17 protein-coding genes and 1 pseudogene are annotated in these 22,518 nt (G+C 62.4%); 8 read left to right on the forward strand and 10 right to left on the reverse strand.

The features are described 5' to 3' along the window. Positions 1–140: 140 nt before the first annotated feature. The 5 genes from BEN47_RS10680 to BEN47_RS10700 all read left to right on the forward strand — a co-directional run bounded on the left by BEN47_RS10680 (position 141) and on the right by BEN47_RS10700 (position 5,224). Positions 141–1,352, forward strand: coding sequence for a GlmU family protein (locus tag BEN47_RS10680; protein ID WP_070728341.1), 1,212 nt, complete (start codon positions 141–143; stop codon positions 1,350–1,352). Continuing rightward, positions 1,349–2,479: a DNA polymerase III subunit gene (locus BEN47_RS10685; RefSeq protein ID WP_070728343.1), complete on the forward strand. Its 1,131-nt coding sequence runs from the start codon at positions 1,349–1,351 to the stop codon at positions 2,477–2,479. Before BEN47_RS10680 ends, BEN47_RS10685 begins: the two co-directional genes overlap by 4 nt. A 158-nt stretch (positions 2,480–2,637) precedes the next feature. Next, positions 2,638–3,561, forward strand: coding sequence for a hydroxymethylbilane synthase (gene hemC, locus BEN47_RS10690; RefSeq protein WP_070728345.1), 924 nt, complete (start codon positions 2,638–2,640; stop codon positions 3,559–3,561). Between the two features lie 65 nt (positions 3,562–3,626). Continuing rightward, positions 3,627–4,283 carry a peptidylprolyl isomerase gene (locus BEN47_RS10695; protein ID WP_083322322.1) on the forward strand — a complete coding sequence of 219 codons (657 nt, stop codon included), beginning with the start codon at positions 3,627–3,629 and terminating at the stop codon, positions 4,281–4,283. Between the two features lie 35 nt (positions 4,284–4,318). Continuing rightward, positions 4,319–5,224 carry an SDR family oxidoreductase gene (locus tag BEN47_RS10700; protein ID WP_070728349.1) on the forward strand — a complete coding sequence of 302 codons (906 nt, stop codon included), beginning with the start codon at positions 4,319–4,321 and terminating at the stop codon, positions 5,222–5,224. A 162-nt stretch (positions 5,225–5,386) separates the two neighbouring features. Here the strand turns inward: BEN47_RS10700 and BEN47_RS21450 are convergent, their stop codons facing one another. From BEN47_RS21450 to BEN47_RS10720, 5 genes are all read right to left on the reverse strand, one after another. After that, on the reverse strand, positions 5,387–5,548 hold the full coding sequence (locus BEN47_RS21450) for a hypothetical protein (RefSeq protein ID WP_158010980.1): 162 nt from the start codon (positions 5,546–5,548) through the stop codon (positions 5,387–5,389). A gap of 410 nt (positions 5,549–5,958) precedes the next feature. Next, positions 5,959–6,939, reverse strand: a complete 981-nt coding sequence (locus tag BEN47_RS10705) for an ABC transporter permease (protein ID WP_070728351.1) — start codon at positions 6,937–6,939, stop codon at positions 5,959–5,961. Continuing rightward, complete coding sequence (locus tag BEN47_RS10710) at positions 6,927–7,997, reverse strand: ABC transporter permease (RefSeq protein ID WP_070728353.1); 1,071 nt, start codon at positions 7,995–7,997, stop codon at positions 6,927–6,929. The genes BEN47_RS10705 and BEN47_RS10710 overlap by 13 nt, the downstream gene beginning before the upstream one ends. A gap of 2 nt (positions 7,998–7,999) precedes the next feature. Continuing rightward, positions 8,000–9,604, reverse strand: coding sequence for an ABC transporter substrate-binding protein (locus BEN47_RS10715; protein ID WP_070728354.1), 1,605 nt, complete (start codon positions 9,602–9,604; stop codon positions 8,000–8,002). A 230-nt stretch (positions 9,605–9,834) separates the two neighbouring features. Next, positions 9,835–10,047 (reverse strand): hypothetical protein, encoded by a 213-nt coding sequence (locus tag BEN47_RS10720; RefSeq protein WP_070728356.1) that lies wholly within the window; start codon positions 10,045–10,047, stop codon positions 9,835–9,837. 645 nt (positions 10,048–10,692) lie between these two features. Here BEN47_RS10720 and BEN47_RS10725 point away from each other — a divergent pair. Beyond that, on the forward strand, positions 10,693–11,934 hold the full coding sequence (locus BEN47_RS10725) for a hypothetical protein (RefSeq protein WP_125921619.1): 1,242 nt from the start codon (positions 10,693–10,695) through the stop codon (positions 11,932–11,934). Between the two features lie 84 nt (positions 11,935–12,018). On the opposite strand, the gene BEN47_RS10730 is transcribed toward BEN47_RS10725, so the two are convergent. The 4 genes from BEN47_RS10730 to BEN47_RS10745 form a co-directional block, all read right to left on the reverse strand. Further along, the gene (locus tag BEN47_RS10730; protein ID WP_070728360.1) at positions 12,019–12,360 is read right to left on the reverse strand and encodes a PKD domain-containing protein; all 342 of its coding nucleotides are present in this window, start codon (positions 12,358–12,360) and stop codon (positions 12,019–12,021) included. An 11-nt stretch (positions 12,361–12,371) separates the two neighbouring features. Then, the gene (locus BEN47_RS10735) at positions 12,372–13,097 is read right to left on the reverse strand and encodes a LytR/AlgR family response regulator transcription factor (protein WP_070728362.1); all 726 of its coding nucleotides are present in this window, start codon (positions 13,095–13,097) and stop codon (positions 12,372–12,374) included. Positions 13,098–13,148: 51 nt separating this feature from the next. Beyond that, positions 13,149–16,748: a hybrid sensor histidine kinase/response regulator gene (locus BEN47_RS10740; RefSeq protein ID WP_083322324.1), complete on the reverse strand. Its 3,600-nt coding sequence runs from the start codon at positions 16,746–16,748 to the stop codon at positions 13,149–13,151. A 353-nt stretch (positions 16,749–17,101) separates the two neighbouring features. Continuing rightward, positions 17,102–18,151 (reverse strand): acetamidase/formamidase family protein, encoded by a 1,050-nt coding sequence (locus tag BEN47_RS10745; protein ID WP_070728367.1) that lies wholly within the window; start codon positions 18,149–18,151, stop codon positions 17,102–17,104. Positions 18,152–18,562: 411 nt separating this feature from the next. On the opposite strand from BEN47_RS10745, the gene moeB reads away from it, so the two are divergent. Beyond that, a complete protein-coding gene (moeB, locus tag BEN47_RS10750) occupies positions 18,563–19,666 on the forward strand; it encodes a molybdopterin-synthase adenylyltransferase MoeB (RefSeq protein ID WP_070728368.1) in 1,104 nt (367 codons plus the stop codon). A 360-nt stretch (positions 19,667–20,026) separates the two neighbouring features. Here moeB and BEN47_RS22045 read toward each other — a convergent pair. Then, positions 20,027–20,341, reverse strand: a pseudogene (locus BEN47_RS22045) (HD domain-containing protein); the annotation flags it as partial. A 632-nt stretch (positions 20,342–20,973) separates the two neighbouring features. Between BEN47_RS22045 and BEN47_RS21685 the strand changes: the two are divergent. Continuing rightward, the coding region (locus tag BEN47_RS21685; protein ID WP_498365944.1) for a tetratricopeptide repeat protein at positions 20,974–22,518 on the forward strand (1,545 nt) is incomplete at its 3' end.

Below are 22,518 nucleotides of genomic sequence, written 5' to 3' on the forward strand. Positions count from 1 at the left end.
GCTTTTGATAGAACTCCTGTTGGCAGAAGCTGGCAGGAGTTTTTTTGTTACTGATTTTTTGTGTCTCCCGCCCCGAACTGTGGTAGCGGCCCCTACCGCCCGCTTGCAGCTTGTAGCTTGCGGCCTGAAGCTTTCCAACCATGCACGTTCTGCTCTTCGACGACCCGGCCATTCGGCCGCACCTGCTGCCTTTCACGTTCACGCGGCCGGTGGCGGCGTTGCGCTGCGGCATTCTCACCCTGGCCGAAAAGTGGCAGCACCGCTTGGGCGTAGCGTCGGTGGGCTACCTCACCCAGCCTTACCTGCAAGCCAAGTTCCCAGCGGGTGATGTGAGCGGCCCGGCCCTCATCATCAACGGCGCCGTGTGCCCCGACGACCTACTCACGCGCCAGGTGCAGGCCCTGCAGCCCGGCCAGGCCCTCTACAGCGATGACCTGCTGGTGGCAGCTTGCGTAGCCGATGCCTCGCTGGTGGCCGAGCTGATACAGGACGGCCTGCCCGAAACCCGGCAGGTAGCCGAGCCCGTCACCGTAATTAGCCGGCCGTGGCACCTGTTTTTGCGCAACGGCGCCGAAATCCGCCGCGACTTCGCCCTGCTCACCCACGGCCGCACCTCCGAGCCGGTGAACGACCCGCACACCATTGTGTACGGCGCTGAAAACATTTTCATTGAGCCCGGCGTGAAAATCCGGGCGGCCATTCTCAACGCCGAGGACGGCCCCATTTACCTGGGCAAAAACTCGCAGGTGCACGAGGGCGCCATCATCAAGGGGCCGCTGGCGCTGTGCGAAGGCTCGCACATCAACGCTGGGGCCAAAATGCGCGGCGACAACACCGTGGGCCCGCACTCCAAAGTGGGCGGCGAAGTGGGCAACAGCATCCTGCTGGGCTACGCCAACAAGGGCCACGACGGCTACCTAGGCAATTCCGTGATTGGCGAGTGGTGCAACCTGGGCGCCGACACCAACACCTCGAACCTAAAGAACAACTACGCCTCCGTGAAGGTCTGGAGCCATGTAGCGGGCCGCTTCGTAGATACCGGCCAGACCTTTTGCGGCCTGATGATGGGCGACCACAGCAAGTGCGGCATCAACACCATGTTCAACACCGGCACGGTGGTGGGCGTGGGGGCCAATATTTTCGGGGCGGGTTTCCCGCGCACGTTCATCCCAAGCTTCAGCTGGGGCGGCGCGGCCGGCTTTGAGACATTCAAGCTGCCTAAAGTAGCCGAAGTGGCCGAGCGGGTGATGGCCCGGCGCGCGCTTCCTTATGATAAGGTAGAGCAGGGCATCATGCAGGTGGTTTTTGATGAAACCGCCAAGGATAGAATCTGGGAAAAGGCAAACGCATGACCTTCGCCGAAATCCCCAACCAAGCGGCTGTGAAGCAGCTCCTGCGCCAGTCGGTGCAGCGGCAGCATGTGGCGCATGCCCAGCTTTTCCGGGGCAGCGAGGGCGGCGCGGCGCTGGCCCTGGCCCTGGCCTACGCGCAGTTTCTGAACTGCGAGGCGCGCCCCGCCGATGCCGAGGATAGCTGCGGTCACTGCCCGGCCTGCACCAAAACCGCCAAGCTGGCGCACCCCGACCTCAATTTCGTGCTGCCCGTGACCACCACCAAATCGGTGACGAAGGACGCGGTAAGCAGCAAGTTCATGGCCGAGTGGCGCACATTCGTACTCGATAATCCCTATCAGGGCCTCAACGACTGGATGCAGCACATTGGGGCCGAAAACAAACAGGGCAACATCTCCAAGGACGAAGCCGTGCAAATCCTGAAGCTGGTGAGCCTGAAGGCTTTTGAGGCCCGCTTCAAAATCGTCATTCTCTGGCTGCCCGAGCTAATGCACCCGGCCGCCGCCAACGCCGTGCTCAAGCTGCTGGAAGAGCCGCCGCCTTCCACCATCTTCCTGCTGGTGAGTTTCGCGCCCGAGCAGCTACTGCCTACCATTATCAGCCGGGTGCAGCCGGTGGTGGTGCGTCCGTTTTCGGAAAACGACATCACCGACTACCTCCACGGCCACTACCACGTGCCCGAAGCCAAGGCCCGCCAGGTGGCGCAGCTGGCCGAGGGCAGCCTGGGTGCCGCCATCGCCAGCCGCGACGCCAACGCCGACCACAACTATTTCGAGTTCTTCGTGAAGTGGATGCGCATGGCGTACAGCTGGAAAGCGGCCGACATCCTGAAGCAGAGCGAAGAATTTCAAAAGCTGGGCCGCGAAAGCCAGAAGGAGCTGCTGAGTTACTCGCTGGGCCTGATACGCAAGGTGTTGCTCTTTGGTATCGACCCGAAATTTGTGCCCCATCTGCCGGCCGGGGAGCAGAATTTTGTGACCAAGTTTTCCAAGCTGGTAACGCCCCGCAACGCCGACCTGCTGACCAAAGAGCTGACCGATGCGCATTACCACATCGAGCGCAACGCCAACCCGCGCATGGTATTCGTGGACAGTTCCCTGCGGCTGGGCGGCTTCATGAAGGTTTGAAGAACGTAAATCACAGCACGTCATATCATATTAAACAGAACGTCATGCTGAGCGCAGCCGAAGCATCTCTACCGCAACACTAATTATAGTTACTACTGCGGTAGAGATGCTTCGGCTGCGCTCAGCATGACGTTCTGAATATCCTCCTCTCTTAAATTATGACCATCCGCCTCGCTACCCGTGCCAGCCGCCTCGCCATGTGGCAAACCGAACACGTGGCCAGCCTGCTCCAAAAAGCCGGTTTTGCCACCGAAATCGTGCCCATGCAAACCACTGGCGACGCCATTCAGGACCGGTCGCTGGCCAAAATCGGGGCCAAGGGCGTGTTCACCGAGGAGCTGGAAGTAAGCCTGCGCCGGGGCGAGACCCACCTGGCCGTGCACTCAGCCAAAGACGTGCAAAGCACCATTCCGCCCGACCTGGAGCTGCTCGCGTTCCTGGAGCGGGAGCAGGTGAATGACGTGGTGCTGAGCTACAACGAAGCGTTTTCGCTGGAGAAGCCCGGCATTGTGCTGGGCACCAGCAGCACCCGCCGCAAAGCCCAGCTTCGGCGCTTCTACCCCGAGGCCAGCACCGCCGAAGCCCGCGGCAACCTCCAGACCCGCCTCCGCAAGCTGGAGGAAGGGCAATTTGATGCGCTGGTACTGGCCTATGCCGGCGTACACCGCATGGGCTACCATCACCTGGTGCGCTACACCCTGCCCACCGACCAGTTTGTGCCCGCCACGGGCCAGGGCAGCATTGCCATCGAATGCGCCGCCAGCCTGGACGAAGGCCTCAAAGCCCAACTCAAAGCGGCCCTGGACCACCCCGAAACCCACACCTGCCTGCTGGCCGAACGCGCCTTTTTGCACACCATGGAAGGCGGGTGCAGCATTCCGTCCTTCGCCCTCGCCACCCTGGCCGGCGGCGTGGTTCGGCTGCACGGCGGCCTCATCAGCCTCAGCGGCGAGGAGTACGTGGAGGAGATTCGGGAGGCGCCCGCCGCTGATGTGCTGGCGCTGGGCGTCGCCGTTGCCGACTCGGTACTGAACCGGGGCGGGCGTGAGATATTGGCCAGCATCCGCCAGCACCGGGGCTAGTTCTCGGTGCCGCTGTTCGGTACTGGCTGTATTTTTGCCGTTGTTTTTATTTCATTATACCCGCTATGAGTTTTTCTTTTCAACGCCTGGGACTGCTGTTTATGGCCCTGCTTTGGCTAGCCGGCCCGGTTTTGGCTGCCAGCAAACCCGGCAAGCCCGGGAAAAAAAGCAACAAGGACGAAGTGGTGACTCTCACCACCTCGCAGGGCGTCATGCGGTTGATTTTATTTGACGACACCCCGCGGCACAAAGACAATTTTCTGAAGAAAGCCAAGGGCGGCTTCTACAACGGCACCACGTTTCACCGCGTCATTCCCGGGTTTATGATTCAGGGCGGCGATGCGAACTCTAAAGACGCCGACCCCAGCAACGACGGCCTGGGCCAGCCCGATGAGGGCACCATCCCCGCGGAGCTCACCGCCGGGCACCAGCACAACTATGGCGCCCTGGCCGCCGCCCGCCAAGGCGACTTTGCCAATCCCGAGCGGGCCAGCAGCGCCAGCCAGTTTTACTTGGTTGAGAACCGGGAGGGTACCCACTTTCTCGACGGGCAGTACACCGTTTTTGGCCAGGTGATACAGGGCCTGGACGTCATCGGCAAAATTGCGGCTTTTGCCCGCGACGGCCGCGACCGCCCCATTGCGGACATCAACATGACCCTGAAAGTGGAAAAGCTCAAGCGCAAGAAAATAGCGGAGCTTTACGGTTACACGTACCGCTGAGTCGGTAATACCTAACACCTAAGCCCGCGGCAACCATGAAAGTACTCCTCACGGGCACCAACGGGCTGCTGGGCCAGAAACTGGTGGGGCGGCTCTGGCAGCAAGCCGGGGTGGAGCTGGTAGCCACCTCGCGCGGCGCAAATAAGCTTGCCGGGCTCTACCTCGACGTGCGCTTTGTGCCCCTCGACGTAACCGATGCCGCCCAGGTGCGGCGTGTGCTGGCGCAGGAGCGCCCCACCCACCTTATCCACACGGCGGCCATGACCAATGTGGATGAGTGCGAGCTGCACCCGGCCGCGTGCTGGCTGCAAAACGTGACGGCCGTGGAAAACCTGGTGCAGGCCTGCACGGAGTCCGGCATCCACCTCACGCACCTGAGTACCGACTTTGTTTTCAGCGGCAGCGCCGGGCCTTTGTCCGAGGAGGCCGTGCCCGGCCCAATCAACGTGTATGGCGAAAGCAAGCTGGCTGCCGAGCGGGTGGTGCAGGGCAGTGCCGGCCCGTGGGCCATTGCCCGAACCGTGCTGGTGTACGGCGTGGCCCACGACTACGGCCGCACCAACATCGTGCTGTGGGTGCGGGATTCCCTGCGCGCTGGCACCCCCATCAAAGTGGTAGCCGACCAGTGGCGCACGCCCACCCTGGCCGAGGACCTAGCCGAAGGCTGCTGGCTCCTGGCTCACCAAAGCGCACAGGGCATCTACCACCTCAGCGGCGACGAAATGCTGACGCCCTACGACATGGCGGTGCACGTGGCCGACTATTTTGGCCTCGACAAACGCTTACTTACCAAAGTGGATGCCAGCACGTTTTCGCAGCCGGCCCGGCGCCCGGCCCGCACGGGATTTCTCATCGGCAAGGCCCGCCGCGAGTTGGGCTACGCCCCGCGCACGTTTGCCGAAGGGGTGGCCATTGTAGCGGCCCAAAGCTCCACGAATTGAGCAAAAAATAACCCGCCGGGGTAGACGGCGGGTTAAAACTCAACAGGGGTAGCCGGTGAGCAGAAGTTACAATACTTGGATAGAGCGGGTAGAGTAGTACAGCAAATAGAGCGAGGTAGAAACTGAAAAATAATAGGCTGGAGTAGTAGCTGGAAAGGAAGTTCAGGATTGGGGCCACACGCCCACCAGCAGGCCCCCCACCAACACGGCAGTGCGGGCATGTAGCGCGGCTTCGGCCAAAGCCCGGGGCACAATCATGCCATCAGGCGTAACAAAGTCGACGCTCACGGAGGCAGCACGAGCGGGCTGGACAGGTGCATTCATGCGCCTGGGAGTGATTGAGGAGGGGTAAATAAGCAAATACATAGACATTGGGTAGAAGGTGGAGAGTAGGTAGCGCGGTCTGACAGGACGAATCATCCGTAAGGCCATACAATGTTACAGGCGTATTGCAGCCAGAAAAAGGACATAACCGCTGAAAATGAGACAAGCAAACCCCGTCATTTCTACTGAAAAAACACAATTAATTGCTTCTTAAAACCGAGTTTTATATATGTCTTGCAACTAAGATGTGTAATTAAGAATTTGATTTACAATAAGTAGCATTGAGATTATAAAGGGAAGATTGAAGCCGCTACCACTCGGAAAAAACAGCCATTTGCGACATTGGCGCCACCCGGACCGCCCCAGATTTAGAGCTTTTTTTGCGGGCTGCAGGGACGTTTCTACGGTGGCTATTCTTCCAGGGTAGAACGGAGACGGCTCAATGAATTTAGGCTTATAATGCTTATTATTAGACATAAAGCGGGAAAGGTGAAAGCCCACCAGGCGCTGGGTTCGTTCCTGATGGTGGCCATGAGCCTCCCCCAGCTGGCTACATCGGGCGGCAGGCCAATGCCCAAAAACGACAACGTACTCTCCAGGCCCAAAAGGCCCGCCATGCTAAGCGGAAGGGCCGTGCGCAGCGGCTGCAGGGCATGGGGCAAGGCATGATGCAACCACACACGTTGCGGAGAAATGCCGGCCGCCCGCGCGGCCTCCACAAACGGCAGGATGCGCACTCGCAGCATTTGGGCTCGCACCAGGCGCGCCGGCAGTGGCCAGGAAGTGAGCGTGAGTAAGACGAGCAGGCCCGGGATGGAAACGCCCGTGCCCGCCGCCATGGCCACCACGAGCACCAGTCGGGGCACGGTGTCCAGGGTAGTAGCAGTGCCCATTACCACCGCATTGAGCGGAATGGGCCAGCTGGGAAAACGCTGCTTGCGCACTCCAAAGAGCAGGCCCACGCCCAGCCCCCCGGCAGCCACTCCCAGCCCTAATAGGGGTATGGGCAGCTGTAGGGCCCACCACCCCACACCCCCGCCAAGCAGCCAGTACGGCACGGCCAGGCGGGTGGCATTGCCCCAGAAACCCGCCGCGCCGCCCACCAAAGCCCCCAGCACCGCCGCCAGCACCGCCGCGGGCAGGGTGAGCAGCACCGCCGTACGGGCCCCAAACACCAGAATGCTCAGCACGTCGCGCCCCTGCGGGTCGGTGCCCAGCCAATGCCCCGCGGCCCCCAGCGGCGGGGTGGCAATGTTGGCCAAGTCCGGCGAATTGGGCGAGTAGGGCAACGGCAACACCGGCGCCAGCGCGGCCACCAGCAGCACCACACCGAGCCACAGCACGGCCAGCCACTGCGACCAAAGGCGGAAAGCAGGGGTCAGGAGTGCCACCGGATGCGCGGGTCAGCCCAAAAATAAAGCAGGTCGGCTAGGAGCAGGGCCAGCAGCCGGGCCGCTCCTATCAGCAGTATCCCGCCCACCAGCACGGGATAGTCGCGGGCGGCCGCCGCATCGGCCAGCAGCCGACCCATGCCGGGAAGCGCAAATACCACTTCCACCACCACCGCGCCCGCTACCAGGGCCGGAAGCAGCTCCGCAATCAGGGTAATGGTAGGCAGCAGGGCATTGCGTAGCGCGTGGTGGCGGATAATGGCCGGCTCGGCCAGGCCCTTGGCGCGGGCGGTGGTGGCATAGTCGCTGCGCAGCTCCCGGGCGAGGGCCCCGGACAGGTGCAGGGTAAGCTCGGGCAGCGCGGTGAGCGTGAGCGCCGCAACGGGCAGCACCAGGTGCAGCGCATACCGGCCTGTCTGGCTCCAGGTATCCAGGTCGGCATCGGTGGCCTGGCTGAGGCCGTAGGCTGGAAACCAGGCCACTACTTCCGGATTTGCCAAGGTGAGCAGCAGGGCCAGGGCCACCACAAACAAGGGCAGCGCGTGCAGTCCCACCAGGGCAGCCTGCAGCAAAGAATGCCCCCACGGCCGCCTGGCCAGGCGCTGCCCCAGGCCTAAAGCGCACAGCACCGCCAGGAAAGCGGCGGTGCCCGTGAGCGGCAGCGTAAACGACAAGGCCCGGCCCAGCCGGGCCGTCACGGCTTCCCCCGTTCGGAACGAAACGCCCCAGTTGCCGCGCACGAGTCCCGTTGCCCAGCGGTGGTACTGGTTGTGTGCACCGTTCCAGCGCCATTTCACCCAGTGCAGCTGCGGGTCGGTGGTGCGGCTTAGGTAAAAAAGGGGGAGGTCGAGCCCCAGGCGCTGGCGGAAGGCGGCCTGCCGGGTGGCCTGGTCGGCGGCGCGGCCGGCACCCGGGCCGGCCGTGGCTTCGGTGGCATCGGGCAGAGCCAGCCGCACCGCCGCATCAAGGTCCCGGTAGCTCAGCAGAAACACCACCGAAGCCAGTGCCCACACCGCAAGTCCCGTCTGGGCCAGCCGCCGGAATACCAAGCCGACCATGCTTACGGAGCGGGCGAAGGCTGCGGCGCGCGCACCAATGTCTTCACCGAATAGCCGGGTTTAAGGCTGGAAACCTGCAGGCCGGTGATGCGGCTGCTGGCGGCCACCCGATTGGGCAGAAAGAACAGCGGCACCACGGGCATCTCCCGCTGCATCAGGGCCTGGAACTGGCGCAGCAGCTGGGCCCGGCGCTGCTCGGTTTCTGCGGTGGTAATCGCCTCAATAAGGCGGTCGCTGGCTAGCGTATTAAACCCCGTGGTGTTTCCCGCCCCAATGCCCTCGGAGTGAAATATGGGGGTGAAATTGAACATGAAGGGGTTGCCGTTCAGCGTGCGCACATACACATCAAAGTCGCCAGTCTGCATAGAAGCCGAAAAAGTCCCGGATTCGGTGGGTAGCAGCGTTACCGGCACTCCTATTTGGGCCGCTGCCGCCTGAAATTGCAGGGCCGCGGTCGCAAATAATGTCTCCTCGGCCCGGTACCGCACCCGGAGGGCCAGCTGCTGGCGGGGGCGGTTGGCAACTGTGCGCACCCATCCGGCTTCGGCGTCGGAGCCGCGCTGCCACCCGGCCTGACGCAGCAAGGCTGCCGCGCGTTTGAGGTCGAAGGGTACCAACGCCAAACTATCGTTGTAATTCATGCGGTTGGCCGGACTCAGAATGCCGACGGTGCGCGTGCCCGCGCCCATCTGTGTAGCTTTTAGCAGGCCGGCCGCATCGAAGCAGTGGCTGAGAGCCTGGCGGGTCAAGGCGTCGGCCAAGGCAGGCTGCCGGGTGTTGAAGCCCGCCAGCACCACACTATAAGAAAGCGAGGAATACAGCCTGAGTGCGTTGCTGGTGCTGGGGGCAGTTTGCAGGCGCGCGTATTCCCGCGCGGGCATCTGCGGGTACACATCCAAATCGCCGCGCCGCAGGGCCAGCGTGGCCGTGGCCGCATCGGGAATGATGACGTATTCCAGTCGTTTGGGCAGGGCCTGCAGCACCGCGGGCACGGGCCGCAGCCCGGCGTCAGGCCACCAGTTGGTTTTGCGGCGGAGGGTGAGGTACCGGTCTTTCTCCCACTTTACCAGTTCGTATGGGCCGCAGCCCGGCAAAAGACCGGGCGACCGGTCCGGCGAGGCTGCCCGGTAGCGCCGGGCCACGCCCAGCAGCACAGTATCAGCCGGCGCCGTTACCGGCCGGCGTTGCAAAGCCCGCAACGAGTAGCGGCGCAGCTGCCTGCGCGGGTCAATGGCTGCTTCGGACAGAATGGGGAAGTCTCCCGAGGCCACCGAATACTCCAGCGACTGCCCCCGGCACACCAGCGTGAAGCGGCGCGGGGCGGTCGCAGTAGTCGTTATTTCCTCAATAAAACCGAAACGGGCGCGGGCGGCCTCGTTGGGCAGGTCCGGGCAAAACATCAGCTTCAGCGTGAAGGCTACGTCGCTGGCCAGCACGGGGTGCCCATTGTCCCAGGCGGCCGCAGCCCGAAGGGTGTAGCGAAGCTCCGTGAGCGAATCGCCAATTAAGTGGGTTGTGGGCAGGCGTTCGGCCAGTACGGGCGCGTATTTGAGTCGGGTTAAATCGACTTCCAGCAGCCCGAGGTGTAATAAGTTGACGGCATCCAAGGGTACCTGATTGGGAGACTGAAACGGGTCCAGCGTTTCCGGGTCATGGGACCAGCGTATCCGAATGGCATCAGTGTCAGTACGCTGAGGAGAGCAGCTGTAAAGCAATCCGGCGATTGTGGTACAGAGCAATTTTCCGAGCGAGTGTTGCGTCATGCGAGGTGCCTAAACAGCTACTGCGAAAGCAGGAGGGCAAGATAGGCATGAAACGTGAGGCTACTCTTGCGCTTCTAAACGGCAGCGAAGTCGCCGCCCCAGCCGCCGCTGCCAATCGGCGCGATGTCGCCGCCCCAGCCGCCGCTGCCGATGGTGGCGAAGTCGCCGCCCCAGCCGCCGCTGCCAATGATGCCCGTGTTATTTATTGTAGAATTAGAAGGTGCTGGCGTGGCGCTGGGCAAGAAGCTGGCAACTTGGAATAGAGCGATGGCGAGGAGGTTCAGCACGGTATAAAGAGTTTAGAAGGTGTGTCAGGTGTTTGATTGACACAAAGTTGACGCTTCCCATGCCCCTGTAAAAGGACATTATTGCCCTAAAGTTGACTATTGCTTTTTTGATAAAAATAGTAACTATATAGAGAATAAAAATATCTTTCTCGCTCAGCTAATCGCTAGGGAATCTTTTTGAATGATGCTTTAAAAAAAAAGCATCAATTTGTGACTTCCAACTACCAAAATGCAGTGAATTATCCACGATACAAAGGTCAGCGCATTGCCGCAGCCAAAAAAGGAAAGAATACCCGTAATTGTGACGCCAGTTCTGAACACCTTTTTTCAATCAATGCTTTTAACATATACTCGTAAGCCACTTTTTTGATGAATGAGATTGCAAATTTGGCGCGAATTGTGACATCCAGGTCTTTGGGTTCTTTGCCAATTTTAGACTTGCGAAGTAATCAGGGGAATAAGGAGAGTCAGTTTGTGGCCGCCTTGACGGCCTCGCCGGAAGCGACCCAGTTGCAAGTAGTAAAAACTTTATACGGCAAGGCAACCGCTGCAAACGTTCGCGCTCTGCAGAAGCTGCAGTCTCGGGTACGCAGCAAGCTACTGAATCAACTGTATTTTCTTGACCATACCGACCCGCGGCACTTGGTGTCGCGGCGCTACGAACTGGAGTGCCTGGATTTGTTGCATAAGGTAAGCATCCTGTACGCTGAGCGCGAGTACAAGCTGTCGGAACGGTTGCTGCAGCGCTGCCTGCGCTTGGCCGAAACGGGCGAATTCACCCACTATGTGGTGCAGAGTGCCCGGATGCTACGGAATTTATACGCCGAGCAACGCCAGGCAATTCCTTATAAAAAAGTGGTTAAAACCCTAGCCCGGGCGCAGCAAATTTTGGCTTTGGAAGAGGAGGCGGAACAGTTATACACCGATACGCAACTGGCCCTAAGCGGCACGGTTGCCACCCGCCGCTCCGTGCTGAGCCTGCTACCGGAGCGCATCGTGCACCTGGAAAGCCTGCACCGGCGGGCCCGCAGCTTCACGACGTACAACATTGTGTACCGGACGAGGCTGGCGCACGAAGAGCTGCAAGGCAACTATCTGGAAATCATTCGTGTAACGGCGGCCGCTTCCCGGCGGATGCGAGAGGGCAAGCAGAATGCCCGGCGATTTGACATTCGCTTCAACCACTTCATGAGTATTTATGCCTACCTGCGCAGCCGGCAGCCTGTGCAGGGGCTGCGCCTGGCTGAGGAATACAACCGGGACTTTCACCCGTCGTCCAGCAACTGGTTTTATTTCCAGGAGCACCATGTGTTGCTAGCTTTGCACGCCCAGCAATACGAGCGGGCGCAGCAGCTGCTCGTCGTCATCACCAAAAACCCCTCTTACCTCATTCAGCGGGAAGCGGCCTTGCAGCGCTGGGACCTGTATAAGTCGTACATCGACTTTGTGCTGCCGCCGCAGCGCGTGACCACGGCCCGGCAGCGGCAAATGGCCCAATGGGTATTGCAGCTGCCCGAATACAGCCGCGACAAACGGGGCCACAACGTGGCCATTCTGGTGCTGCAGTTGTTGCACTTTTTGCGCGAGCGCAACCTGGAGGCCGTGTTGCTGCGCCTGGAGCGCCTGCGCAAGTACCAGCAGCGGCACTTATATGAACCTACCACGTTGCGCAGCCGCTTGTTTCTACGCCTGCTGCAGCTGATTGTGGAAAGCAACTTCGATGCCGCGCAGGCCGCTGAGCGCAGCGGGCCGCTGCTGCAGCAGCTGCGCGATACCCCGCCTCCCGGCGAGGCCTTTGCCGAGGTGGAAATCATTCCCTACGAGCATTTGTGGGAACTGGTCCTGGAGCTGCTGCGCGACGGAGTGCCGGTAGCAAACGAAGCGTAGGCAACTACGCCGAAACGATGAAACGGCCGGTCGGGTACGACCCCATTGGGACTCGGCTGGCTGCTTTGCGACGTGGTTTTGCTCCTATTCTACTACCACTTCGTGGGTCACGCAGTGGCTGCCAATGCAATCGTTGGAACCGTAGCCGCGCATGCTGAAGCGCACCAGGTACTTGCCCGGGCGGCGGAAGATGTGCTGGGCGGTGCGGCCCCTGGCAAGGGTGCCGTCGCGAAAGTCCCAGAGCAACTGCACGTTTTGGCAGGCAGGGAGTTGGGCGTCGGGGGCGGTAAAGGCCACGGATTCGCCCACTTTCACGCGACTGGGCAGCGCCGTGAAGTCCACGATGTTCTGCTGAACGAGGTTGATGGAGGCGCGGCCGTCGAGGTCGACGCACAGCAGCAGGGGTAGGGGCGGGCCGCAGCTCACGCTGGTGGTATCTAAAACTTATTGAGGCGCTGCATCACGTCGCGCAAATAGGTCTGGCCCACGGGGATGAGCTTGCCTTCCACATTGGCTGAGTTGTCTTCCAGGGTTTGAATGCGGTTGATGTTGACAATGAACGAGCGGTGGATGCGTACGAAGCGGCTGGTGGGGAATTTTTCTTCCACGGCCTTCATGGTGCTGTACACAATGTGCTTGCTGTGGCCCGTCACGATGTGCACGTAGTCGCCGAGGGCTTCGATGTAGTACACTTCGTCGAAGGCCACGCGCACCAGTTTGTTGTCCACCTTCACGAAGGTGAAATCCGCATCGGGCGCGGGCGCCTGAATGGCATCGGGACTGGCCAGAGGCTGGCGCTGGGCCACTGCCAGGGCCTTTTGCGACGCCTGCAAGAAGCGCGGGTAGCTCAAGGGCTTCACCAAATAGTCGACTACCGATTGCTCAAACGCCTGCACCGCGTAGTCTTTGCTGCTGGTAATGAGCACCACCAGGGGCGGGTGCTGGAGGGTGCGCAAGAGTTCAATGCCCGACATGAGGGGCATTTCCACGTCCAGAAAGAGCAAGTCGACTTGCTGGGTGCGCAAGGCTTCGGCCGCTTCTACGGGGTTGGTGTAGCTGCCAATAGCGGTGAGGAAGGGCGTGTTGGCGATGCAGTTGAGCACCACTTGAACTGAGAGCGGGTCGTCGTCGACGACCAGGCAGCGCAGAGCAGTAGTAGGCATAGGAAGGTAATTGGATGTTAGGCTGACGAATGTAGGTTATACGGCGCAGTATCAGGCGTTGGCCCGGGCTTCGAGCTGCGGATAGAGCTCGGCCAGTTGCTGGCGGATGGCAGCTACCAGGGGCTCACAGTACGGCAAAGCCGGGTGGCGGGCGGCCCGCTCCAGTTCGTCGAGCTGGGTGTGGAGCACCGGCACGCCAAAATAAGCCACCTGCCCTTTGAGCTTATGGGCCGTGCTGGCCAGGGCCGCCGGGTCGCTGAGGCAGGAGGCGGCCAGCAGCGCCTCCAGCGTGGGGGCCTCCACAAGAAAGGTGCCCACTATCTGGCGCAGGAAGTTTTCGTTGCCGCCCGCCAGCTCCTCCAGCAGGTGCCAGTCGGGTTTGGTGGCCGCGCCGTGGGCTGGGGCACCGCCGTTGGCGCTGGGTGCGCTGCCGGCCGCCGGGGCCGCCGAAATGCTGCGGCCCGTGAAGTGCGCCAGGCGCGCATAGAGCACGGCCGGCTCGAAGGGCTTGGCCAGCGTGTCGTTCATGCCGGCGGCCAGGGCCAGCACCCGGTCTTCGGGCAGCACCGACGCGGTGAGGCCGATGATGGGAAACCGGTCGGCATCGGGGAAGCGCTGGCGCAGCTGGCGGGCGGCTTCGTAGCCGTCCATTTCGGGCATCTGCACGTCCATAAGCACGGCGTCAAACGGCGTTTCGGCGGCTACCACGGCTTCTACGGCCAGGCGGCCATTTTCGGCTATCACCACATGCACGTTCCAGGCTTCCAGGGTTTTGCGGGCCACCAGCTGGTTGAGGGCATTGTCTTCGGCCACCAGCACGCGCAGCGCGGGCTCAAACGGCTCCAACTGCCCGTAGGGCGTTTCGGGCTGGGCCGCGCTGGCGTCGGCCGTTTCGTACACCAGCTCGAAGAAAAACTCAGAGCCCTGGCCTTCCTTGCTCGTCACGCCCAGCTGCCCGCCGTGGAGCTGCACGAGGTTGCGGGCTATGCTCAGGCCTAGGCCAGTGCCGCCAAACTCGCGCGTGGTAGACGTATTGGCCTGGGAAAAATCTTCGAAAATAGCCCCCAGCTTATCTGCCGGAATGCCAATGCCCGTGTCGCGCACCGCAAAGCGAATAGCGGTTCGGGGAGGACCGTCAGATGCAGAGCCGGCGGCCAGCTCCGGCGAAAAGACCGCGGTGGTGACCGTTACCAGCACGCCGCCCTGCCGGGTAAACTTGATGGCGTTGCCCACCAGATTCACCAGCACCTGATTCAGGCGCACGGGGTCGCCGAGCACGGCGGCGGGCACGTTGGGCGCCACATCAACCCTGAAAAACAGGCCCTTGGTCTCGGTTGCGAACTTGAACATGGCGGCCAGGCGCCGCACGGCCTCGGGCAGGCGGAAGGGCACTTGCTCCAGGGTGAGCTTGCCGGCTTCCATCTTCGAGCTGTCGAGGATGTCGTTGATGATAACCAGCAGGTTTTGCGACGACGACTCGATGGCCGTGAGGTACTCGCCCTGCTCGGTATTTGGCCGGGTGGCCTGCAGCAGATTGGTGAGGCCGATGACGGCATTCATCGGTGTGCGGATTTCGTGGCTCATGTTGGCCAGGAACTGCGCCTTGGCCCGCTGGGAAGCTTCGGCCGCGTCGCGCGCCACCATCAAATCGGCGTTGATGGCTTCAATGTGCGTTTTTTGCTGGCGCAGCTCGGCGGTGCGCTCCTCCACCGTGCGCTCCAGAATAATTTGGGTCTCGCGCAGGGCGCGCTCCCGATACCGCACCACGCCCCACAGCAGGCCGGCCGCCCCCAGCACCACCAACCCCGCAAACCACCACGTGCGCCAAAACGGCGTGGCAATGCCAAACGAGGCCCGGGCCACAGGGCTCCAGGGGCCCGCAGCACCGTGCCGCGCTCGCACCTCCAGGGTGTAGGAACCGGCGTCGAGGCCGGGAAACTGCGCTTCGGGCGAGGCGCTGGGCCGGCTCCAGGTGTCGGCCAGCCCCCGCAGGCGGTACTGGTATTCCAGGGGCTCGCTGCTGGCCGCCAGGCTCAGGCCCGTGAAGGCAAAGCGGAGCCGGTGCCGGGTGGCCGAAAGCTCGCCCAGTGCCGCCACGGGCTGCGGGTCGCCGTCTACTTCGGCGGCGGCCAACACCAGGCCGGGGGGCAGTTCGCGCGTGCGCTCCAGGGCTTCGCGCAGGTCGATGCGCACCAGCCCGGCGCGGGTGGCGGCCCAGGCGGCGGGGCGCGCCCCCGAGGCCAGCGCCAAGGGCCCGCGGCAGTCGCGTACCAGCGTGTCGCTGGCCGCTGCCAAAGGCGTGAATTTCTGGGTGCGCACATTGAACAGGGTGAGCCCCTGCAGGTGCGAGAGCAGCAGCCAGTTGCCGGCATCGGCGGCCTTGCCCAGGGCGGGTAGCGCGAGCATGCCGTACACGTAATTGGTCGAGAGGCTGTGGCCGGCGTCGTAGTGCTGCCAGGTTTTGCCGGTGAGGCAGTACAGGCCCTGGCCCTCGGTGCCCACCCACACGCGGCCCGCCGCGTCCTCGGCAAAACTGCTGATGGACACGCCGCTGGCCCCGAGGCGGTAATGGGCAAACTGCTGGCTGGCGGGAGTGTAGGCGGCCAGACCGGTGCCGTGGGTGCCCACCCACACCCGGCCCGTGCGGTCGGCCAGCAGCGCATAAATGCTGTTCTGCAGCAGCCCTTCGGCCGTGGTGAAGTGGCGCACGGGCTGCGTGGTGTCGGCCGGCAGCAGGTAGAGGCCATCGGCGGTGGTGCCCACCCACAGGCCGCTGCTGGCCGCGTAGGCCAGGGCCGAGACCTCCAGGGTGGCGGGCAGGCCCTTCACGCGGCGCGGCGCCCGGGGCGGGGCGTACTGCCACAGGCCGTCGCCGTCGGTGCCGGCCCAGTAGCCGCGCCCGCTGCCCGGCGCGGCCAATAGTGCCCGCACGGGCACGGCAGGACTACTGCTAAGCTGGGGCCCCGGCTTGCCATTGGTGTCGGTGGTTTGCAGACCGGCCGCGGTACCCACCAGCAAGGTGCCCTGCGGCCCCGGACTCAGGGCCACCGGCGGCGCGCCCCCAGCCGGAGTAGGATAGCGGCGCAAATGCCGGTCCGAATGCCGCCACAGTCCCTGGCCGGCTGTGCCAAACCAGGTATTGCCTTCGCGGTCTTCGAGCAGGCAAATGGGCACCACGCCGCTGGGCAGGCGCAGGCGGTACCGCCGCAGGTAGCGCCCAATAGCGGCCGTGTCCACGGCCGGCGTGCCATCGGCGGTGAGGCCCAGGCGGGCGGAAACAGCGGCGCGGGCGGCGGTGGCAAAGGGGCCGTTTGCTTCCTTCTTTACCGAAAACCGGCCCTGGTAATGCCCCAGCCACAGCTCGCCGGTAGCGGGCTCTTCGCGCAACGACACCACGAAGTCTTCGGCCAGCCCGTCTTTGGTAGTGAAGGTGGTGAAGCTGGTGCCATCGTAGCGCACCAAGCCCTCGGCAGTACCCAGCCAAAGGTAGCCCTGCCGGTCCTGCAGCAGCGAGTAAACAAAGGGTGGCCGCAAGCCCTCGGCCGGGCCAAACTGGCGGATGAATGCCTGCTGGGCCTGGGCCGGCCACGAGAGCAGGAGCAGCCCCGCCAGCAGGGCCAGCAAGAGCAGGCCCATTCGCCGGGCGTACATAAAATGAAGGAGCAGTTTCAAGCAGAGGGTGCAGCCCGACCAGCCAGCCAGTCGTTTGTCCCTACAAGGTAGAATGCTTCCTGCTACTTGCCCCTACTCGCCCGGTTGCCAGGCGCTGCAAAGCGGCAAAATTCTGAGTCTACCAGCTACCACTTTTACCAAAAGGCCACCTTGGATTGCGTTCGGGGCCACGGAGTGAGTACTGCCGTAGCCGGCGGCCGTGAGGTGACCCGGCTGCTGTGCGCAGCCGCAAGGTCGGGTTTGGCCGAGTGGTTTGGGCGGAGGCCAATCGAAGCTAACCAATGGTACTCCAAACTGCCATGCAATACGCCTCTTCTTCCAGTTGCGTCCTGCTATTTGGTTTTAGCTTTCGCTGTTTTCTGAAAAATACTTTTGGGAATTATTATGTGGGCGCCGCGGGTGCCGTCTACCACCTGCGTGGTGTTCAGGTCGGCGGCCACGCTGCACAGCATGTAGGCATCGTCGCGGGTCAGGCCCTTTTCGGTTACCAGAAAGGCAATCATTTCACGCACGGCGTCTTTGGCGGCCAGCGTCAGGTCTTCGTTCAGGCCCATGCTGATGTAGGCCGTGGGCGTTTCGGCGCGGGGCAGGCTGAGGCGTAAGTCTTTGCGCACGATGAACTGCAGGGTGCCGGTGAGGGAGGTTTCCAGCGCCGTAATGTCGACTTCGCCGTTGCCCTGGCCAGCGTGGCCGTCGCCCACAAAAAACAGTGCCCCGGCCGCGTGCACCGGCAAGTAGAGCGTGGTGCCCGCCACCAGCTCCTTATTGTCCAAGTTGCCGCCGTGAATGCCGGGCGGGGCGCTGTTCAGGCGGCCGGCCGCGGCGGGCGGGGCCACGCCCATGCTTCCAAAAAAGGGCCGCAGCGGCACGTCGATGCCAGGCGCAAAGTGCGCCACCATCTTTTTGGCATCGAGCGGAATGATTTTCATCCGGGCGTAAGGAAAGTCCTCCGGGATGAAGCCGCTCTTGGGCCCGAAGGCGTTGTAGGCGTAGGGGATGGCCAGCTTGATGGACTGAATGCGCACTTCCAGCACATCGCCGGGCTCGGCACCTTCCACGAAAATGGGGCCGGTGAGGATGTGCCCGCCGGGCCCTTTGTTGGTTACGTGCGTGGTGATGTCGCGCAGGGCCGGCTCCACTTGCGCGGGCGCCACGCCCGCGCCTTCGAGGCGGGCCGGCGTGGAGGTGATGAGCGTGTGGACATTCACCGTTTCGCCGGATTTGATGCGCAGCACGGGCGGTGCGGCGGCATCGTAATAGCCCCACGCCACGGTGGTGGGCGTGGGCACGAGCTTGTGCTGGGCCCGGGCAGTATGTGTGGCAAAGGAGCATAAGGCCAGCAATAGGCTGCCGATAGTGCGGGCTGAGTGGCGGGTGTTCATGCGGGCAAGTACGCACCGGCCACCCCAAGTTGCCGGGTCAGCTTGCGAGGCTACTTACAAGCGCCTGCGTCCCAAAGCGCATCCATCCAATAGATATGTCGCTTATCATCAGCAACATAATTTCTAAGAAAGCTATTTATTTATTATGTTAAGTAAGTTGGCGTAATAAATCGAGCAGAAATATTATCAAATGTCGTGCTGGCAGATGGGCAAATGTAGGCGGTTCGGGCCCACAGAAAATGCCTTCGGAAACAGGCACTGGTTGAGGGAAGCGAACCTGGCCGCTACGGATGAGCCGTTGCCACGACCGGTTGCGGAGCGGGGCGTGACGAAATTGCCGCCATCCGCACGCCATCGGGGCTCCGCAGCTGTTTATTGAACCGCTGTTCCCTTGCCCCAAATACCTGCTCCATGAACCCTGCTACCCCCGCTTTTTCCGCTGCCGAAACCAACCGCTACAGCCGCCACCTGCTGCTGCCCGAAATAGGAGCAGCGGGCCAGCAGAAGCTGAAGGCTGCCAACGTGCTGGTGGTGGGGTGCGGCGGGCTGGGCTGCCCGGTGCTGCAGTACCTGGCTGCGGCTGGCGTGGGCACGCTCGGCTTGCTGGACTCCGATACCGTGGACGACAGCAACCTGCAGCGGCAAGTACTCTACGCCACCACCGATGTGGGACGGCCCAAAGCGGTGGCCGCCGCCGAAAAGCTGCAGGCCCAAAACCCGTTCATTGCGCTACAGTCGCATCAGGTGCACCTCACCTCCGCTAATGCGCTGGCCTTGTTTCAGGCGTATGACATCGTGGTGGACTGCTCCGATAATTTTGCCACCCGCTACCTCGTCAACGACGCCTGCGTTATCCTGGGCAAGCCGCTGGTATTTGGCGCCATCTTCAAGTTTGAAGGGCAGGTATCGGTCTTCAACTACCAGGGCGGCCCTACGTACCGCTGCCTTTATGCGCAGCCGCCGGCCGCCGGCGAGGCTCCCAGCTGCGCCGAAATCGGCGTTTTGGGGGTGTTGCCCGGTCTGGTGGGCACCATGCAGGCCACCGAAACCCTGAAGATAATTCTGGGGCTGGGCGAGGTGCTCAGCGGGCGCCTGCTGCTGGTCGATGCCTTGGGCATGCGCTTTCAAACTATGCGCTTCAACGCCGTTGCGGCCAACCAGCAGCTCACGGCCCTGGCGCCCGACTACGCCGCTTTTTGCGGGGAGCTGCCCGCGGAAGTTATGCCAGTGCGGGCACCCGAACTCAGTGCCGACGAGCTGAAGGAATGGCAGCACAGCGGCCGGCCGCTGCAGCTGCTGGACGTGCGCGAGCCGCACGAATACGCCCTCCGCCACATCGGCGGGCAGCTGGTGCCGCTGGCCCAACTGCCCGAGCAGCTGGCCCACTTGAACACCACCGTGCCTGTGGTGGTGCACTGCGCCAGCGGGGTACGCAGCCAGCAAGCCGCTCAACTCCTGCTGGCCCAGGGCTTCGCAGAAGTGTATTCGCTCCGTAACGGACTGGCTGATTATTAAGGTATTGTTTAGAAGCAGTTGAACGTCATGCTGAGCTATTGGCGCCCCGTGCTCTCCTAAGAAGCCTCGGGGCAGGCAGGCAGGCCAGTTCTCCAGCAGCGTGAGGATGTGGTCCAGTCGCGCCTGTTTGGGGGCTGCCCGCCGGGCCAGGGCGGTAGCAGTCCAGTAGCAGTGGTGGCTCAGGAAAGAGGCTTGGAGCTGGAACCAGGCGTGTTCGCTGGCAATGAGCTGGCGCGCGGTCAGCTCGTGGTAAAGGCTGGTGGAAATGGATTCGAAGTCGGGCCGGCCGAGGTAGTCCAGGTCCGCATCACACAGAATCTGGTCCAGGTGGCTGCAGGGCTCCTGCGGGTACCTCGTGGCCATAATCATAGCGCATATCTGCTCCACTTGCGCCGCCGGGTAGCCAAAGCCCGGCAGGGTGGCGCGGGCCAGCCCGCAGCCGGCCGCCTCGTGGCCCTGGTAGGCGTGCAAAAAGCCGGCATCGTGGTAGAGCGCCGCCGTGCGCAACAAAAGCAGGGACTCGGCATCCGTCACGCCTTCGGCAGCGGCCAGGTCGGTGGCCACAGCGGCCACGTCAAGGGTATGGTGCAGGCCGTGGTAGTAGAGCGTGGGCGAAAGGCCGCGCCGCAACTCGTTCACAATAAACTCTTCGGCGGCTGAAACTTGGAAGGGCATGGCAGGAAAATGCAGGCCCCGGCCGTTGGCCTCGGCGCTTGTAAGAAAAACGTTTCAAACCGGTGATGTGACAGGCTGGGGACGTAGCAAATACCCCGCCGGACGTTCCCGCTGCAAGAAACAGCGCGGCAAATCCGAACGCCCTCGCCCCTGGCTGCGCTGGGCCCGGAAAGAAACCGCCGCTGCAACGCCGCTTATCGCAACTGGCATAATTGGTTTACTTTAGAAAATAAATATTTAATACTTGAATAAATCAAGAATATAGTAAGGGCACTCCGCAGGACGTGGGTTTTGCGGTAATGATGCTGCAAATCAGAGCGAACTGCCGGAAAAGTGCTGTGGCACTTTATGGATGAAGTATAAATGCCGTGGTGGAATATGCGCACTCGTTCGCCGAAATGTTCTGGAAATAAACAATCTTTACGATGTGAAGAAGTACGAGTGAAGCCCGGTGAAGCTTCCCTGCCGAATGAGCTTCGCTACGTTTCGGCTTCCTATGGCTCTTCCCTTCTACCAGTGATGATTTTCGACCATTACCCTTGTTTGCGTGGGCCCCGGCATCCTTGGGCGACAAGGCGGGAAAGTAAACCAGCCGACCAGTTTTTTGCTGTTTCTAACCCGACGCAAAGCCTATGAAATGGTTTTTAACGGCGTGGGCACTGTGGCTGGCGAGCGGAACCGTGCTGGCGCAGCACCGCTACTGGGATGCCAACTACGATTCGCTGACCCGCGCCCTGGCCCAGCAGCGCACCGACACCGCCCGGCTGCGCACCGTGGTGCACCTGCTCGACCTGCACCCCACCAACCCGCAGGCACTGCCGCTCCTCGACCAGCTGCTAGCACTAAACCAGCGTACCCAATCCCTGAACGAAGTGCCCTACCGCCGCCTGCGCGCCGGCCTGGTGCTGTGGTACCGCGGCAACGCCGATGCCGCGGCCCTGGACACCATGAAGAACGCCGTGGCGGAATTCGATAGTCTGCAGCGCCCCATTCCCTGGCTGTTGATTGATTTGGTGGCGCTCTACAACCGCACCCTGGCCATGGATGCCCGCAAGGAGTACTACGAGGAAAAGCTGGCCTATTACCGGGTGCACGGTGCCACCGAAAACGCGGCCGCCTGCTACGTATCGCAGGGCGGGTACTACCGCCGTATGGGCGACTACAACCGCGCCATCAACAGCAGCCTGCGGGCGGCCGACATGGCCCAGGGCTTCAGCCGCACCCTGTACATCCACGAGCTGATTGTGACCGGCGCTATTTATGCGGACTGGGACAACGTTGACAAGGCGGTGTATTACTTGAACAAGGCACGCGCCCTGCCCGAATTCCGGCGGGTGCAGGGCCAGAACCGGGTGTTCACCTTCGTGGCCTTGTCGCGGCTGTACCTGCAGCAGCAGCAATACCCTGCGGCGCTGCAAGCCGCCGATTCGGCCCTGGCCGCGCGCGTCGCCGAGCCCAGCGAGCGGGGCATGACGCTGGCCCACGGCTTGGTACAAAAAGCGGCTGTGCTGCTGCGAATGCAGCGAGTAGAAGCCGCCGCCCCCCTGCTCCAGCGGGCCCAGGGCCTCGCCGATTCCCTGAAACTGCCCATGTCTGACAAGCCCGGCGAACTGGAGCTGGACGCCACCCTGGCGCGCTACCACGTAGCCCAGAAGAATTTTGCCCGGGCCGAAACACATTGGCTGCGGGCTTATAGCAAAGCCACGGCCGCGCAGCTCGACCGGCTGCGCCCCCGATACCTCAAGGAGCTGGCCGCGTTCTACGACGCCCGTGGCCGGCCAGCGGAAGCCCAGCGCTACGCCCGCATCTACATTGAGCTGGTCGATACCATCAGCGCCCTGCAAAACTCCTTTCACGTGGCGCAGTACGAGAGCGAACGGGTGGAGCAGGCCCAAAATGCGCAGATTAGCAACCTGCGCGAAGCGCAAGCCGTGCAGGCCGAACGCCTGCGGCTGGGCAACTGGCTATTGCTGGGGGCTTTGCTGGCCGTGGTGCTGGTATCGGTGCTGGGCGCATTTATCTACTGGCAGCTATGCACCAACCGGCGCACGCTCGACCAGCTTCGGCAAACGCAGTCGCAACTGGTACAGGCGGAGAAGATGGCGTTTTTGGGGGAGCTGACGGCGGGCATCGCCCACGAGCTGCAGAACCCGCTCAACTTCATGAAGAACTTCGCC

Origin of the sequence: Hymenobacter lapidarius (assembly GCF_001816145.1) — a bacterium.
Taxonomy (GTDB): domain Bacteria; phylum Bacteroidota; class Bacteroidia; order Cytophagales; family Hymenobacteraceae; genus Hymenobacter; species Hymenobacter lapidarius.